8 protein-coding genes and 1 tRNA gene are annotated in these 17277 nt (G+C 58.6%); 4 read left to right on the top strand and 5 right to left on the bottom strand.

Annotated elements, in window-relative coordinates:
- The first annotated feature begins 59 nt into the window (after positions 1–59).
- Entirely contained in the window at positions 60–2375 is a 2316-nt protein-coding gene (gene pbpC, locus QZ460_RS04000; protein WP_290540308.1) for a penicillin-binding protein 1C, read from the top strand.
- 146 nt (positions 2376–2521) lie between these two features.
- On the opposite strand, the gene QZ460_RS03995 is transcribed toward pbpC, so the two are convergent.
- The 3 genes from QZ460_RS03995 to QZ460_RS03985 form a co-directional block, all read right to left on the bottom strand.
- Positions 2522–3646: an aldose epimerase family protein gene (locus QZ460_RS03995; RefSeq protein ID WP_290540307.1), complete on the bottom strand. Its 1125-nt coding sequence runs from the start codon at positions 3644–3646 to the stop codon at positions 2522–2524.
- Positions 3647–3828: 182 nt separating this feature from the next.
- Entirely contained in the window at positions 3829–5175 is a 1347-nt protein-coding gene (locus QZ460_RS03990) for a hypothetical protein (RefSeq protein ID WP_290540306.1), read from the bottom strand.
- Positions 5176–5212: 37 nt separating this feature from the next.
- Positions 5213–7780 carry a fibronectin type III domain-containing protein gene (locus tag QZ460_RS03985; protein WP_290540305.1) on the bottom strand — a complete coding sequence of 856 codons (2568 nt, stop codon included), beginning with the start codon at positions 7778–7780 and terminating at the stop codon, positions 5213–5215.
- 416 nt (positions 7781–8196) lie between these two features.
- Here QZ460_RS03985 and QZ460_RS03980 point away from each other — a divergent pair, with 416 nt between their 5' ends.
- Positions 8197–11487, top strand: coding sequence for a TonB-dependent receptor (locus QZ460_RS03980; protein ID WP_290540304.1), 3291 nt, complete (start codon positions 8197–8199; stop codon positions 11485–11487).
- A 13-nt stretch (positions 11488–11500) separates the two neighbouring features.
- Complete coding sequence (locus tag QZ460_RS03975; protein ID WP_290540303.1) at positions 11501–13270, top strand: RagB/SusD family nutrient uptake outer membrane protein; 1770 nt, start codon at positions 11501–11503, stop codon at positions 13268–13270.
- Between the two features lie 418 nt (positions 13271–13688).
- Here the strand turns inward: QZ460_RS03975 and QZ460_RS03970 are convergent.
- Positions 13689–13770: transfer RNA gene (locus QZ460_RS03970), tRNA-Leu, on the bottom strand.
- A gap of 70 nt (positions 13771–13840) precedes the next feature.
- Entirely contained in the window at positions 13841–14455 is a 615-nt protein-coding gene (locus QZ460_RS03965) for a lipoprotein signal peptidase (protein ID WP_290540302.1), read from the bottom strand.
- A 133-nt stretch (positions 14456–14588) separates the two neighbouring features.
- On the opposite strand from QZ460_RS03965, the gene QZ460_RS03960 reads away from it, so the two are divergent.
- Positions 14589–16676: a S8 family serine peptidase gene (locus tag QZ460_RS03960; RefSeq protein WP_290540301.1), complete on the top strand. Its 2088-nt coding sequence runs from the start codon at positions 14589–14591 to the stop codon at positions 16674–16676.
- Positions 16677–17277: the final 601 nt, after the last annotated feature.

Here is a 17277-nt window from a genome sequence, read left to right as displayed (position 1 = left end):
TTTTTTAGGTAACTTTGCGTTGGAGAGGGAGTATCCTCTGTCAAAGATACATAAAAAATATGGCAAAGAGGGGTTCGGAAAGGCTATTTTACGTCGTGTTTACGGGGCTTGCGCTGTTGTTTGCCGCGGGGCTTTTCCTCGCCCTGCCGCGGACGCTTTTCGACGAGCCGTTCTCCGCGACGGTGTGGAGCCGCGACGGACGGCTGCTCTCGGCGAAGGTCGCTCCCGACGGGCAGTGGCGTTTCTTCCCGACGGACAGCGTGCCCGCGAAGTTCCGCGTTGCGATCACGACCTATGAGGACAAGCGTTTCGACCGTCATTTCGGGGTCGATCCGCTGGCTCTGGCGCGTGCCGTGAGGCAAAACATCGCGGCGGGGAGGGTTGAGAGCGGCGCCAGCACGATCACGATGCAGACCATCCGTTTGAGCCGCGGCGGAAAACCCCGGACCCTGGGCGAAAAGGTCGTCGAAGCGGTGTTGGCGCTGCGGCTCGAAATGCGCTGCACGAAGGACGAGATCCTGGCTCTGTATGCCGCCCATGCGCCCTTCGGCGGCAATGTCGTGGGGCTGGAGAGCGCTTCGTGGTACTATTTCGGCCGCAGTGCGCAGGATCTTTCGTGGGCCGAGAGCGCCCTGCTCGCCGTGCTGCCTAACGCACCTTCGCTGATCCACATGAAGCGCAACCGCGAACGGCTGCGCCGGAAGCGCGACAGGTTGCTCGACCGCATCCGGAACGGCGGGCACATCGACTCCCTGACGTGTGCCCTGGCCAAGCAGGAGCCGCTGCCCGAAGCTCCCGAACCGATGCCGATGGAGGCGATGCATCTGCTGGGCAAGATGCGCATGGGGGCCCTGCACACAACGCTCGATGCCGACCTTCAGCGGCGGGTGAACGCGCTGGCGAGGCGTTACAACGCGCAGTACCGGGGCAATCGGATCAACAACCTGGCTGTCGTGGTGATGGATGTGCGGAACGGGGAGGTGCTGGCCTATACCGGCAACGTCTACGATCCCGGGGACCGGAGTGCGGGGACCGGTGTCGACGTCATTCCCGCGCGGCGCAGCAGCGGCAGTGTGCTCAAGCCGATTCTCTACGCTGGGATGCTCGATGACGGCACGGCACTTCCGACGATGCTTTTCCCCGATGTGCCGACCTATTACAGGGATTTCACGCCCCAGAACTACAACCGCACCTTCGACGGTGCGGTCCCTGCCGACCGGGTGGTCGAGCGTTCGCTCAACGTTCCGTCGGTGCGGATGCTCGACAAATACGGCCGGGAGAATTTTCTGTCGCTGGTGCGGGGACTGGGTTTTCGCACGATCGACCGCAGTGCCGACCATTACGGGCTCTCGCTGATTCTGGGCGGCGCGGAGATCACGCTGTGGGATCTCACGGCCGCCTACATGCTGATGGCGGCCAAACTCGGCGGGCAGGAGACGATCCGCCGTCCGCACTACGACGCGGCGTCGTCCGCTGCGGGCATTGCGGCCGATGACATTCCCCTGTCGCGGGGTGCGCTGTGGCTGATGTTCGAGGCGATCAGCCGCGTCACGCGCCCCGAGGAGGAGGGCGAGTGGCAGTATTTCGCCTCGTCGCGGAAGATCGGCTGGAAGACCGGAACGAGCTACGGCAACCGCGACGCATGGGCCGTCGGGGCGACCCCCGACTACGCCGTGGGCGTCTGGGTCGGAAACTGTTCGGGCGAAGGACGCCCGCTGATGACGGGCGTGGGCTATGCTGCACCGGTGCTGTTCGAGGTCTTCGGTCTGCTGTTCGGGAGCGAATGGTTCGCAGCGCCTTACGGCGACCTGGAACCCGCCGTGGTCTGCCGTCAAAGCGGATTTCTGGCCTCGCAGGTGTGCCCCGATCGCGATACGCTGCTGATTCCGCGGAGCGCGGCTCCGGGCGAGGTCTGCTCCTGTCACCGGATCGTCAATTTGAGTCCCGATCTGAAATACCGTGTGACGACCGACTGCTGCGATCCGTCCCGTATCGTCCGCAAGGCGATGTTCGTTCTGCCGCCTGCGCAGGAGTGGTACTATCGGAAACAGCATCCGGACTACCGCCCGCTGCCGCTGCTCCATCCCGGGCTGTCGGGCCGCGGGGCGGGAAATGACCCCATCGAGATCATCTATCCGCAGGCGGGGCGTGTGCTGGTGGCCCCGAAGTCGCTCGAGGGGCAGCCGCAAAGTCTCGTCTTCACGGCCGTGCATCGCGATCGCAATGCCGTGTTGTACTGGCACCTCGACAACCGCTATCTCGGCACAACTTCGCTGGAGCACAAAATTTCGGTCCGTCCCGCTCCCGGGCCCCACCGCTTGACGGTGATCGACGAACACGGAGCCTCGCGAAGCGTCGCGTTCAGCTGCCGGTAGGGTGGGTGTGCGGCGCAGGGCGGCTTCGTCCGGCGGATGTTTGCCGGCAATCGGGCCTTCCGGTGTCGACAACGCCGCCGCAAGGAACAGGATCCTGCGGCGGCGTTCGTCTCTTTCCTCCGGGGCGGGTGCAGTCGGGACGGATGCTATTTCACCCCGAAGCGGTAGACGCAGACCTGCGTGTATTCTTCGCCCGGGCGCAGTACGGTCGAGGGGAAGTTGTCGTGGTTGGGGCTGTCGGGACAGCGCTGCGTTTCGAGGGCCAGCGACTCGCGGTAGCGCAGCGGTTTGCCGTATTTGCCGTTCACTTTGCCGTCGAAGAAGTTGCCGCTGTAGAACTGCATGGCAGGTTGGTCGGTCAGCACCTCGATCGTGCGGCCCGAGACGGGTTCCAGGACCGTGGCTGACAGCTCGATGTCCGCTGCGGTCTTGCGGTCGAGGATCCAGTTGTGGTCGTAGCCTGCGCCGTTACGCAGCTGCTCGTTGTCGGCGCCGATGCGTTCGCCGATGGTGTGCGGTTGGCGGAAGTCGAAGGGCGTGCCCGTGACGTCGGCAATCTCTCCGGTGGGAATCAGCACCGAGTCGACCGGAGTGATGTGGCTGGCGTTGATGGTCAGGATATGGTCGAGGATCGTGCCGTTGCCCTCGCCCTTGAGATTGAAGAAGGGATGGTGCGAGAGGTTCACCACGGTCGGCTTGTCGGTCGTGGCTCTGTAATCGATGCGGAACTCGTTTTCGGGCGTGAGCGAGTAGGTCATCTCGATCTGCAGGTTGCCCGGAAAGCCCTCCTGTCCGTCGGCGTGGAGGTATTTCATCACCAGACGCTCTTCCGAGGCCGAAACCACGTCCCAGACCACGCGGTCCAGACCCTCGAGTCCGCCGTGAAGCGTCTGGCCGTTGTCGTTGGTCGGCAGGTTGTATTCCGTGCCGTCGAGCGTGAAGCGGCCCTTGGCGATGCGGTTGGCGTAGGGGCCTACGACCGCACCAAGGAAGCGTTCGCCGGCATTGTTGATGTAGCGGTCGATCGTTTCGTAGCCGAGTACGATGTCTTCGTAGTTGCCCGTGCGGTCGGGAGTCCAGAGCGATACGACGCGGGCGCCGTAGTTGGTGACCTGCATGGTTACCTCGCCTGCGTGGAGTGTGTAGATTCCGACAGGCTTGCCGTCGACCTCCGTCTGGAAGGCTTCGTTGCCGAAGAGGGTGATTTTCGGGTCCTGGCTTCCGCATGCGGTCAGCAGCAGGGTGCACAATGTAATGAAATTTCTTTTCATGGGTCGGGTTTTGTGTCTAAATTACAAATTTAATGATTTTGGGCGTTTTGTGTCCGGATTTTGCCGTTTTTTTGGCTCGGGTGTGCTGCGGCGCAGGGCGCAGGCAGGGGAAAGCTTCCGGGATGAACAAGGAGCAGGGCAGCCCGCAAGCGCTGCCCTGCTCCTTGTTGTCCGGCGGTTGCTCAATAGCGGAATATATTGGCCCGGCGGATGTCGTCGGTTGATTTCGAGGCGAAGCCCAGCCATAGCGAGCCGTTCTTCATCTTGATTCCTTCGGCCTCCATGTAGCCGGTGGAGGTGATGCCGGCCGTCGAGAGTGTCTGGATGTCGGCGATGGCTCCGATCCCGGTGCGGGGATGGGTCTGTGTGCCCGTCCGGTCGAGCAGCGTCACATAGGCTGCCGAGGGCTTTTTTCCGTCGTTGTCGTTGCCGGTCCCTTCGTAGAAGTAAATGATCCCATTCGTGCAGTCGAAGCCTTGGAAGTCGTAGTATCCGAGGTCGTTGCCCGATTTCCCGCTGTTCACCGTGAACCGTCCGACAGGGGTGAGCTGATCCAGTTTCCGGACCTTGATCGTCCGCGTTTCGGTTGTCTCCTGCGTGCCGTCCTCACCGCCCGAAGTCACCGTCAGCGAGATCTCTCTCTCGGGAAGCGCCATGGCCTCATGCAGCCGGTAGATGTGGAATTCGCGGAGGCCCGTCGTTGAAGATGTGATGGCCAGCATGTCGCTGGCGACATCGACCGCCGGATGCACGTTGCGCTTGCCTTCGAGATAGAACGTCTCTCCGGTGCAATGGTCGAACGTCTTGCCCGCCTCGTATCTGATGCGCGAAACCGTCTGACTCTGGCTGTAACTGCCGTTGTCAAGCTTGTTGCCATTGCTGCCGATCCAGATGTAGCGGTCGCTGCCCTGCTCTTCGACGGCCATGTTTGTGCCGTGGCCGAACCAGCGCAGGGTCATGTGATCCGCCGGCGCCTGGTTGGCGGCGCCCCGGATTATGTGGAGCTTGTGGGCATCCGTGCCGGCAATTTGCACGTAGTAGATCTCGCCCTTGGAGTCTACGTCGAAGCACTGCATGACGGAATTCCGGATGAGTTGCACGCCTTTGCTGTACACGATTTCGTCCGTCAGACCGGCTTTCAGTTTCTCGAAAACGGCCTCGTTGGAGACCGAAGCCGATATGTGGGCGTAGACCCCGTTGGGAGCTGTCACTGTAATCGGAGCATTGCCGATTCCGATTCCGGTGACGATGCCCTGTGCGTCGACACAAACGGCGTTTTCGTTGCCCGAATGCCAGACAAGATGCTGCGGGTTGGCCGTCAGGTCGTACCAGTCGGTTTGTGAGACCCCTTTCCCGGGGAGGATGACCTTGATGCGGAGCTGTTCCGAACCGCTGACGCTGAGTCCGACCGTTGGTTTCTCGAAGAGGATGCTCAATACGTCGGGTTCTTCCGTGTCGTCGGAACACGAGGAGAGGATGGGGGTTGTTGCCAGCAGGAACAATCCCAAAAACAGGGATGTGATTCTCATTGGGCGGTATTTTCGGAATGTATTCATAAGAGGTGATTTATCGCTTTACTACTTTGATGTCGTCCAGCCACATGCGTTTCTCGATGGTGGCGATCGAGATCCGGCTTTGGGCGGTGGCTCCCTTGATGACGACCGTGTGGTCGGTCCAGGCGAAGCGTCCGTTCCGGTCGCGTCCCGAATCGTCGTTGTACAACGTCAGTTCCACCGATCCGTCCTCGAACGTCCCGCCGCCCGATAGGCTGACCATAAAATCCTTGCGGTCCTGATTTCCGTAGAGCGTGTAGACGACGGGATCATCCTGGATCCGCGCGGGTTCCGTGTAGGGGCAGGCCCGGAACGTGAGCACCACATCAGCCGTCGCATCCCCGAGTTTGGTCAGGTGGGGGAGTATGAGGTTGCCGGGAGCCGAGCCGGTGCCGAATTTGAGGTGTCCGCATACTTCGTAGATTTTCTTGCTGTTGGCTGTGTCCCAGTCTCCGTCGCCCCAGCGTGCCGCGAGGTAGGCGGCATTAGCCGTGCCGATCGTGTTGAAGGTGTCGTTGGCGTTTTTCGACGGCTCCGCCACGACCGTCGTGGCATCGTCGGCAAAGACGCTTCCCGGGATCTCCATCGTCTCCGCGAGCTTCTGGGCTGCCGACGAAGGGCAGATTCCGAAGGCGGCGCCAATGGAATAGCCGCCCCACCAGAAATCGTCGAAGTCCTTATGAAGCAGAACCTTGTCGTCCGATGCGGGCATCGGCAGCGTCTTGCCCGATCCGATCCCGAATTCGGAGTCGGCATAGACTCCTTCGCCGAGGATCTTCACGCGGCAGTAGTAGGTTTTGTCGGTTTGCAGGTTGCCGAAGACGAAGCGGTTGTAGGGATAGTTGGCATAGAAACCCGAGCCCTTGACCGGCTCTTTGCACTCGACGGTGCGGATCGCCTCGCCCGATTCGGTCTCCGATAGCTCGATGATGAACTTGCGTGGATAGGTGTCGTCGCGGTTCCATTCGAAGACCAGCAGGCCGCGCGACGCCTCGTAGAGCGACACCTGCGGGGCGGGGATCGCCTCCGGGTCGAGTGTGCGGCAGGGCAGGAAGACCGAGAAGTCGGAGTTGAATTCTGGCTTCGACTGGCAGTTGGCCCTGACGCGGAATTTGTAGTCGGTATGCGGCTCGAGCTCTTCGAACGTGCATTCGTTGTCCATGACCACGGCGCTCTTCACGGCATCGGTGCCGTTGTCGGCCTTGTGGAGCTCGACGGTGTAGGAGGAAGCGTCGTCGTTCCGATCCCAGGAGAACCCGAGCGACGAGGGCAGTTGCCCGGTGCAGGAGAGGTTGGTCGGCGTTTCGAGTTTCGAGGTGACCTCCACGGGTTTGGCCTGGGAGACATAGATCCGGAAGTTGTCGATGAAGAAGCGGTTGTTGCCGGCTTTCGTGCCGCTGATCTTGATGCGGGTTTGGCTGGTTGCCCCGGTCACCTTGAAGACGGAGCTCTGCCAAGTCCGTTTGGGCATGCCCGTTGCCAACCGGGTTTCGGGCATCGTTCCGGCATACTCGGCCGTCACGACAATGTCGTCCTCCTCGCCGTTCCAACGGCACCAGTCGAACTGAACGAAGATATCCTGCGGCTCGCTCAAGCCGAGAGCCTGGAAATTCAACGCCGGGGCCATGATCCAGCCCAATGCCGATCCGGTGCCTATCTTGGGATATCCCGGGTGCTCGTACACTTTCGATCCGTCCCATTCGGCCAGTCCGCGGGCGGCCGTGAATGCGGGATTCATGCCCGCATTGAAAAAGTCGCCGCTGCCGTCCTGTCCCGATGTCGCAACTTCAGTTGCCGGCGTGTCGGGACTGTTGTTGAGGCTCTGATTTCCCGGCCAGACACCGGGCTTGTCGGCCACGTAGTCCCCGCCCCAAATCAGTTTGTCGAAGGTCATCTCATAGACGATGTTCTCCGAGGAAACGAAACTTTGCGCCGTCAGGATCACGGGTTCGGGCCGGTTCGAGAGCGTGAGGGTCATCCGGAAGTTGATGTAGCCCATCGAACGGGGCGTGCCACTCAACGCTACGAGCACTTCCCCGTCGCCTTCCTGGAGTTTCCTGTCTTGCGCCGGTTCGCATTTGATGCCGGATGCCCCCTCGCCGTCGAGTTCGACCTCGATGTCCATCAACTCCGTGCCCAGGGCTTTTTCATAGGGGATGGCCAGGCTGGAGCCGGCGATTTTCTCGCCTTCGAGCAGCGTTCCCTGCAGGTAGGCCTCTTTCAGGGCGAAGAGACCGTTGTCCTGGTGGATGAAGACCTTCAGATCCTGGCCTGCGGCATGGATCACGACCTCCCCCGAGCGTTTTTCTCCCGTGTTGCGGTCGACGGTGACATTCACATATTGATAGTTGTATCCGTCGCCGACCCCTTGTGCGGGATCCATGTGTATCCACTCCTCTTCGGAGGAGACTCTCCAGCTGCCGTCTGTACGGACGGTGAACGATTGGGTCGAGAGGCTGTAGGGAAATTCGAGATTGTCCGTATCCCGGGTAACGGAGATATCCGGATCGTTGGTGCAGCCGGGAGGCAGAAGGAGCAGTGCTGCAAGCAACGGAGCGGACAGTATAGACGCAAGTTTCATGTTTTTACTGTTTTTGGGATGGAGCAAAGCAACATGCCGCAACGGGTTTCGCGGGTTGCGGGGTTTGCCGTATTGTCTGATGGGGAAAACTTGCACGGCAAAGGTAGCCATTGTTTTTGTATGTGCAAACTTTTTGGAATGTATTTTTATTTTTAGTATGTTTTTATTTTTCTATTTGTTAAAATATGATTAAAAAAGAAAGATTGAGGTTTGTTTTTTGGGGTTTCTGTGTATATTTGCAAAAAGAGAAGAAACTTTTTTATGAATTAGTAGCAATAATTAATGTATCGGAGCATGTGAACCGAGGTTTGCCGTTGTTGTCGTAGGGTACTTGCACTTTTCCTTTCGGGCGTTCCCCAAACGCGCCCGACGGAGATCCCGAAAAGGAGGAATTACAACCAACAAACCTTTTTTATATGAAACATTGTTCCTATGAAAACAAGCCGGGCGAACGGCTGGCCGGCTGCAGAAGGCTTTTGTTGCTTCTGTTGTGTGTGGTGCTTTCGTCCTCGGCTCTGGCCCGGACGCACGAACTGAAAGGCGTGGTGCGCGATGTGGCGGGAGAGCCTGTCCTCGGAGCGACGGTCGTCGTAGAGGGAACCCCGCGCGGTGTCACAACTGATGTGAACGGAGCCTTTGCGATCGCTGTATCCGAAGGCGAGACGCTGCTGGTTCAGTTCGTCGGCTATACGCCGCAGAAAATCCGCATCGAAAGCCAGACGATGCTCGATATCACGTTGGCAGAGGCGGCCAATCAGCTGGAAGAGGTCGTCGTTGTCGGATACGGCACGATGAAGAAACGCGATGTTGTGGGTGCCGTGGAGCAGGTCTCGGGCGAGATTTTCGAGATGCGCGCCAATCCCAGCCCTGTTCGGTCGCTGCAGGGGCAGGTTGCGGGACTCAATATCTCCATGAGCGACGGTAAGGCTTCGCGCGGTGCTGCCATCAAGATCCGCGGAGCCGTCGGCAGCATCGGCGCCGGAGGCGATGCTCTGGTGCTGGTGGATGGTGTCGAGGGAGACCTCACGACCGTGAATCCCGACGACATCAAGAGCATCTCGGTGCTGAAAGATGCCTCCTCCACGGCCGTATACGGAGCCCGCGGCGCCTTCGGTGTCGTGCTCGTCACTACGAAGGATCCCGTCCGGGGCAAGGTGCGCATCAATTACAATGGCTCGTTCTCCATTCTCAACCGCACGGTCGAGCCGCAGGTCGAAACCAACGGTCTGCGCTGGTTCAACTCCTATCTGGAATCCTATGTCGGCTACTTCGAAAAGGATCCCGCGTCGATCAACAACATTTTCCCCTACAATGCGGCCTGGGCCGCCGAGCTGGCGCGGCGCGATGCCGATCCCTCTTTCGAGAAATGGCGCGTGAATGCCGACGGGCAATATGAATATTTCGGTAATACCGACTGGCACGACGTCATTTACCGCGACTACACCACCGGGCATCAGCACAATCTGAGCATCTCGGGAGGCAACGACGGGGCGGATTACTACCTGTCGGGACGCTTCTTCGGGCAGGACGATATCTACAACGCTGGCAACGGCAAGTTCAAGCAGTACAACGTGCGGGCCAAGGGAAGTCTGAAGCTGTTCCGGTGGATGCGCATCGAGAACAGCACCGATTTCGTCCGTCGGACCAACCGTCAGCCGCGCGTGAGTGCGGGAAACCGCATGCTGACGATCAACCGCATGCTCGAACACCAGGGATACCCGATTACGCTGGTCAAGAACCCCGACGGCACGTGGACAAATACGGCGGCTTATATCGGATGGGCCGGCTTCGTCGAGGGCGATACCTATCAGGACAACTTCAAGTTCGACCTGAAGAACACCACCACCCTGACCATCGACCTGATCAAGGATGTTCTCACCTTCCGGGGCGACTTTACCTATCTCTACAACCACTCCGAGCAGGATCGTGTCAATAGCCAGCACTCCTATTCGACCGGACCGGGCATCACGGCCGTGCGTGAGGAGTACAGCGACTACGAGAACCGCACCTACAATACGAACTACTATGCCTCGAACGCCACGCTGACCTACTCGCCCCGTCTGGGCGACAATCACTCGCTGACGGTGCTGGCCGGCTGGAACGTTGAGGAGAAGCAGTATATGAAGACTCTGGCCAAGCGGACGGGGCTGCTCGACTCCTCGAAGCCCAACTTCTCGCTGATGGACGGCACGGACATCACGCTGAAGGACAACGGCAGTTACGAATGGGGCTTTGCCGGAGCGTTCTTCCGTGTAAACTACGGCTACAAGGGCAAATACCTCGTCGAGCTGAGCGGCCGTTACGACGGTTCGTCGAAGTTCCCCAGCAACCAGGTGTGGGGATTCTTCCCCTCGGCCTCGGCCGGATGGCGGATCTCCGAGGAGGGATTTATGGAAGGAGCTCGCCACTGGCTCGACAACCTGAAGGTGCGCTTCTCGGTCGGCAGTGCCGGAAACGGCGCCGTGGATCCTTACGAGTATCTCTCGATCATGTCGATCAACAAGAGTTCCGTGCTGATGGACGGCTCCTACTTCTCCTACACCTCGGCTCCGGGTATGCAGCCCAAGAGCCTGACCTGGGAGACTGCGACGACCTACGACGTGGGGCTCGATCTGGACCTGTTCCGCGGGCGGCTCAACTTCACGGCCGACCTCTACCGTCGCAAGACCACCGACATGTTCACGCCGGGCGATGAGATCCCGGCCGTCGCCGGGTATGCGGCCCCGCGCGGCAACTACGCCAGCATGAAGACCGACGGCTGGGAGTTGAGCCTCGGCTGGCGCGATAGCTTCAAGGTCGCCGGCAAGGACTTCAACTACAACGTGAAGGTTTCGGCCTGGGACAGCACGAGCAAGATTACCAAGTACACGAGCAAGAAGGGGCTGCTCCCGACGCTCTACACGGCCAACTACTACGAAGGGATGACCATCGGCGAGATCTGGGGCTACCACGTCTCGGGGCTCTTTGCCACGGATGCCGAGGCTGCCGACTGGGGCCCGCGTCAGATGGCGAGCTTCACCAACAACAGCAGCGAGACCTATCTGGCCGGCGACCTGAAATTCGCCGACCTGGACAACTCCGGACAAGTGGATAACGGCAACGGCACCATCTACAACCACGGCGACCTGCGCAAGATCGGCAATACGACGCCGCGTTACTGCTACGGTATCAACGTGGGATTCAACTGGAACGGCATCGGTTTGAGCATGTTCTGGCAGGGTGTCGGACAGCGCGACTGGTTCCCGGCCAAGGAGTCCTCCTACTTCTGGGGTCAGTACGGACGTTCGTACGGCTTTGCGCTGCCGTGGCAGGACGAGAACAACCGCTGGACCGAGGAGAACCGGAATTCGAAAGCCTACTGGCCCCGTCTGCGCGGTTACATCGCCGAGAAAACCAAGGGTATCATGTCCTCGTCGAACGACCGCTACATCCAGGATGCGTCGTACATCCGGTTGAAGAACCTGACCGTCGACTACACCTTCCCGAAGAAGATCTCGCGCAAGATCGGCATGGAGTCGCTCAAAATCTACTTCTCGGGCGACAACCTGCTGACATTCACTCCGCTGAAAAAACATGCCGCGAACTTTGATCCGGAAGTGATCGGCTCCGGAGATCAGGACTTCCTGTCGTCGCCAGGCAAGGAGGGCGACGGTTACGGCTATCCCATGATGCGGAGCTTCACCCTCGGAATTAACCTCACCTTCTAAATCGTACAAGATCATGAAAAACCGCAAAATCATATCGCTGTTGCTGCTCACTCTCGGATTCACGTCGTGTGCCGATTTTTTCGAGCGCGAGCCCTTTTCGCAGGTGGGAGCCGATACGTTCTTCCGTTCGGAGAAGAACGTGGAGCTCTTCGTCAACGGACTGCTGCAAAAGAACATGCCGGGCTATGAGACGCTGACCTACGGAGACCAGTATTCCGATCTGATGGCTGTCAACAGCACTTCGGACTACCTCAAAACGGAGTGGAGCCCCGAGAAGCAGTCCGGATGGGATGTCGGCAACTGGTCGAATATCTATAACGTCAACTACTTCCTGTCGCGGCTTCCGGAGGCGGCTTCGGATGTGAACAACGAAGCGAAGATGAAACACTACGAGGGCGTGGGGCGCTTCTGGCGGGCGTGGCTCTACTACGCGAAGGTCCAGACGTTCGGCCCGGTGCCTTGGTACGACAAACCCATCGACCCGGAGGACGAGCAGGAGCTCTACAAGGGGCGCGACAGCCGTGAGTTCGTCATGGAGAAGATCCTCGAGGATTTGAACTTCGCTTCGACCCACTGTCTGACAGACAAGGCCTATGTCAATAACTCGCAGATCAACCGCTGGGTCGCCCTGGCTCTGAAAGCGCGCATCTGCCTCTATGAGGGCACCTATCGCAAATACCACACGGAGCTGGGATTGGAATCCTCGGCCGGGCAGTGGCTCCGGGAGGCTGTTGCGGCATGCGAAATACTGATGAACGAGAGTCCCTATTCGCTCGTGCATAGTCCGGCAAATCTGAAAACGCAGTGGCGCAAGTTGTTCACCAGCGAAGATGTCGATTATCAGGAGATCATCTTTGCAAACGAGTTCAGCGAAGAGCTGCTTCGCTTCCATTCCGCGACGTGGAAATTCACTTCGGGGTCGTACGGGGCCCGCTGGTCGCTTTCGAAAGCGTTTGTCAATACCTATCTGATGCGTGACGGATCGCGCTTCACCGACCGCAGCGGCTATAACAAAGTGGAGTTTGCCGAGGAGGTCCGCGACCGCGACTACCGGCTGATGCAGTCGATCATCACGCCCGGTTACTCGAAGAAGGTCGCCGGGACGGATACACCTACGGCTCCTGATTTTTCGCTGACGCTCACGGGGTATCAGGTCATCAAGTGGTCGCTCGACGATGCCAGGTACGAAGGGACGAACAACAGCACCAACTCGCTGTCAGTGTTCCGCTTTGCCGAGGTGCTGCTCAATTATGCCGAGGCGAAGGCCGAGTTGGGTGAATTCGGCGAGGCCGAGTGGAACCGGACGGTCAAGCTGCTGCGCGAGCGGGCCGGAGTCAACGCCAAGGTGCCGCTGTCGGCAGATCCTTACCTGGTTGCGTACTACGACAATCAGTCGACCGACAAGTGGATTCTCGAAATCCGCCGGGAACGGGCGATCGAGCTGCTGCTCGAAAATCTGCGCTATGAGGATCTGATGCGCTGGAAGTTGGGCAAGTTGCTCGAAAAGGAGTGGGATGGGATCTACATTCCCGAGAAGGAGAAGGCCTATGACCTGAACGGCGACGGTATCAACGATGTCTGTGTGACGGAAGGCAAGCCGGGGACGGAAAAGGGGGTGGTCTACATCGACCTGACAAAGGGACAGTATACGCTCAACGAAGATAATTGTCTGGTTTATAACGAGCCCCGCATGTGGGCGGACCGCAAATACCTGCATCCCATTCCGAAGACGGCCTGTGTGATCAATCCGGCGCTTGGACAGAACGACGGCTGGGGCGAGTGAGGCGTGGACGTGTAGCTCCCCGGCATCTTTTTCGGCATCTGCGCGGTCGATCGGCTCTCCCTGCTCTCCCTGAACGAGGGGCAGCAGGGGTGGCCCGATCTGGCCCCGGGGCGTGCCTTGATTGAAACCTTGGCTTTGGGAAATTCCGGCTGTGCCGGGATCGGGGAAATGGAACGCAGTCCGCCGGTTGGGAAAATCGAATGCGAGAAGAGCCGATAAGAGGCTGTCGCCGATTTTCCCAACCGGCGGACTGCGCTTCAATCGGATGCTGCTTGCGGGGCGAATGTTTCGTTTCCCCGCAGGTTGGGGAACGGCTCCTTCCCGGTTTTCGGACTGTGGAAATTACGGAGGGGCGGCGGATCTGGAGAACCGGGGAAAAGCAAAACCCCGTTAAACATCTGTTCAACGGGGTTTTCAGTGCCCAGGACAGGAATCGAACCTGCACGCCTTGCGGCACACGCACCTGAAACGTGCGCGTCTACCTATTCCGCCACCTGGGCATTTCTGGAATTGTGGTGTGCAAAAGTAATACTTTTTTCTGAAACACCAACTCTTTTTTCGAAAAAAAATCTACTTGCTGAAGAACTTATGCTGAAACAGAAGCAGATAGACGACCGCTACCGAGATGTAGGCATCGGCCAGATTGAAGATTGCACCGAAGAAATAGTTGTTGCTGTCGACCAGAAACCGCAGCAGACGGGGGACGCCGTTCCATTGGAACAGCGGGAAATAGAACATGTCGACCACTTTGCCCATCATGAATCCGGCGTAGTGTCCCCCGAAGTGAGCCACCGTGTAGGGCGTCGATTCGGAGAAGATCAATCCGTAGAATGCGCTGTCGAGGATGTTGCCCATGGCGCCGGCGAAGATCAGCGCCAGGCCGACGATCACCCCCTTGGGCGTGTCCTTGCGTTTGGTGCAGAGGTTGTGCATCAGCCAGCCGATGAATCCGACCATGACGATCCGGAAGATGCCCAGCAGCAGCTTGCCCCAGTCGAAGTCGCCGCGCGAGGCGATGTGCATGCCGAAGGCCGCGCCGTTGTTCTCGATGAACCGCAGCTGGAACCAGTCGGGGAAGACGACGATCGACTCGTCGAGGTGCATGTGGGTTTTGATCCAGATTTTGAGCGCCTGGTCTGCGATGAGCAGCAGCACGATGAGCAGCGATATTTTCTTGAAATTCATAAGCGTAGTGGTATTCGGTTGCAAAAATAGTAAAAAATCTCTTTTTTCGGGTCCCCGGGGCGATTTTACCTCCCGGGTCATGCACTTTGGCAGAAAAATCATATCTTTGGAAAATTGAAATCTTGGACGAGTCATGAAAAAATTGCTACTTCTCTGTGGACTGTTGGCGCTATTCGGCTGCACGGACGAACCGATGGATTCTGCCGGCAGCAGTGGCGATCCGAAGGCCCGGGTGCTGGGATCTCCGACTTCGCGGCTGGCGCTGCGGGGGAGCCTCTGCGTCAAGTTGTCGCCCGAAATGGCGCAGACCGTTGCCGCGGCCCAGGCGCAGCTGCCCGTGGCGCGGGGCGGTGTCGCCACCCGTTCGGGAGTGGGCGACATCGATGCGGTCCTGCGTGAAATCGACGCCGGACGTTTCGAACGCGTCGTTGCATACAACCCCGAGTGGGAAGCGCTTTACGATGAGACGGGCATCAACCGCTGGTATGCGATCGCCTTCGACGACGAGGCGAAGCTCTCCGAGGTCGGTGCGCGTCTGGCGGCATTGCCCGGGATTGCGGTCGTGGAGTACGGGATCGATCCCCGCTATATCCGTCCGATGAGCGAAGGCCCTGCCATCCCGGCTTCCGAGCGGATGTTTGCCTCCGTGGGCGAAAAAACCCGCGCCGCAAAGGCCATGAACGACCCGATGTTGCCTTATCAGTGGAATTACGACAATCCGGGCGGAAGTCATTACCCGGATGTCGTCGTCAAACCGAAGGCGGGAGCCGATATCGACCTGCTGGATGCCTGGCAGTTATGCACGGGCGGCGAGGAGATTGTCGTGGCGGTGATCGACGAACCCGTGCAGACGACCCATCCCGACCTGCGGGCAAATATCTGGTCGCATCCGAAGAATTCGCAGGAACACGGCTATAATTTCTGGGACGACACCCCGGAACTCAACTGGAAGTCGGTCGGCGGGGATGCGCGCAATCCGCAATATGCGGACCACGGAACGCATGTCGCAGGGGTCATCGCCGCCGTGAACAACAACGGACGGGGTGTTTGCGGCATTGCCGGCGGGCGGAGCAACCGCGGCGGTGTGCGGATCATGTCGTGTCAGATCATGGGCCACAGCACAACCGGCGGCAAGGGAAACCCGGCGGTCAAGGCTCTGGAATACGCCTGGACCAACGGCGCGATCATTGCCCAGAACAGTTGGGGGTATAGCCTCGATGCGGAGGACGGCACTAAGATCACCCCCGAGGAGTTCGAGCAGGAGTGGAATAGTAATTATGGCATCATGCGCGATGCCATCGATACCTTTGTCCGCGGGGCGGGGAGCCGGAATCCGAACTCCCCGCTGCAGGGCGGGCTTGTGGTTTTCGCCGCCGGCAACGAGGGAGACATCTATGGCGATGCCCGGATCTATCCGGCCGCCTACGACCCGGTCATCGCCGTCGGGGCGATGGACTGGAGCTTCCGCCCGGCCTATTATACCGACTACGGGGCGTGGGTCGACATCACGGCCCCGGGCGGCGACCTCTATTCCGGGAAGGCGGTTCGGGCTTCTTCCGGAGGGGATGCGGTCTTTTACAGCGATGCGCAGATCCTGAGCACGATCCTCTGCGACGATGCGATCGCTTATCAGGACGGCCGCAAGAGCAGCGGGATGTATGGCTACGGATTCATGCAGGGGACCTCGATGGCGTGTCCGCATGTTTCGGGCGTTGCAGCCTTGGGGCTTGCCTATGCGGCGCAGAACGGAAAGAAATATACGCCTGCCGAATTCAAGGCCCTGCTGTTGAGTTCCGTTTACGGCATCGACGGCCACTTCTCCGGGGCGAAGGCCGGGACGTTGGGGCCCATTGCCGATCTGGGGGTCTACAAGAATAAAATGGGAGGAGGCTGTATCGATGCCCTGAAGCTGCTGTTTGCCATCAAGGGAACTCCCGCCATCTATGTGCGGACCGGAGAGCCGGTGACTGTGGACTTCGCGCGTTATTTCGGAGGAGAGCAGGGGCGGGTGGCACTCACTGCTGCGTCGCTCGCATCGCCGGGTAACCTGGGGCTCTCCTCTTCGAAGGCGGTGGTCGATGGGACGAAGATCACTTTCGACTGTCCCGAACCGGGAACTTCCATGCTTCGGTTCGATGCCGTGGCGGGCGACACGAAGTTCGTGCGCGAATTTGCCATCGTTTCCCGGGCCGGACTGGCTGCCAACGGCGGGTGGCTTTGAGCCCCTCCCCTCTACGGCGTGGCTTAAGACGGGTGTGGGCGGGATGTCATTTTCAGCCTATATTAATATATATAGGTATAATCGGCTTTATCGGGTAAAATTGAAGATTTTTTGAAAAAAGATGCGAAAATATTTGCAGGTTCAAAAAAAGTCGCTACCTTTGCATCCGCGTTTGAGAAATAACGGTTCTTACAAATAAGTCGAGGGTTTACAATAAAGGAGCTTGAGGCGGTTTTGTGATCTGAATTTCAAAAAGATGCAAAGTTCTTGAAAAAGTTTTTGGAGATTTGAAAAAGATTACTTATCTTTGCAATCCCCTTTCACTAATATCTCGCAAGAGACGGTGAAAAAAAAATCTTTAAAAAAGATTTGGTGGATTGAAAAATAATACTTATCTTTGCAATCCCTTTCGCAACCAAATGCGAAGCTTTTTTAAACTGGTTCTTTGAATTACTGGTTATATTTTGAGAGAAAAATTGTAGTATTTATCTGTCAATTTCCTTTTAAAAGGATAAACGAATAGTCAGGACTCTAACAATACATTTATTTTTTACAATGGAGAGTTTGATCCTGGCTCAGGATGAACGCTAGCGGCAGGCCT

This window comes from Alistipes sp. (assembly GCF_020026455.1).
Taxonomy (GTDB): Bacteria; Bacteroidota; Bacteroidia; order Bacteroidales; family Rikenellaceae; genus Alistipes.
This window is presented reverse-complemented; position numbering and strand designations above follow the sequence as displayed.

Excerpts from the sequence above, each read along its gene's own strand:
- QZ460_RS03980 (WP_290540304.1), top strand. The coding sequence starts at position 8,197 with ATGAAACATTGTTCCTATGAAAACAAGCCGGGCGAACGGCTGGCCGGC.
- QZ460_RS03965 (WP_290540302.1), bottom strand. The coding sequence starts at position 14,455 with ATGAATTTCAAGAAAATATCGCTGCTCATCGTGCTGCTGCTCATCGCA.
- QZ460_RS03975 (WP_290540303.1), top strand. The coding sequence starts at position 11,501 with ATGAAAAACCGCAAAATCATATCGCTGTTGCTGCTCACTCTCGGATTC.
- QZ460_RS03960 (WP_290540301.1), top strand. The coding sequence starts at position 14,589 with ATGAAAAAATTGCTACTTCTCTGTGGACTGTTGGCGCTATTCGGCTGC.
- QZ460_RS03985 (WP_290540305.1), bottom strand. The coding sequence starts at position 7,780 with ATGAAACTTGCGTCTATACTGTCCGCTCCGTTGCTTGCAGCACTGCTC.
- pbpC (WP_290540308.1), top strand. The coding sequence starts at position 60 with ATGGCAAAGAGGGGTTCGGAAAGGCTATTTTACGTCGTGTTTACGGGG.
- QZ460_RS03995 (WP_290540307.1), bottom strand. The coding sequence starts at position 3,646 with ATGAAAAGAAATTTCATTACATTGTGCACCCTGCTGCTGACCGCATGC.
- QZ460_RS03990 (WP_290540306.1), bottom strand. The coding sequence starts at position 5,175 with ATGAGAATCACATCCCTGTTTTTGGGATTGTTCCTGCTGGCAACAACC.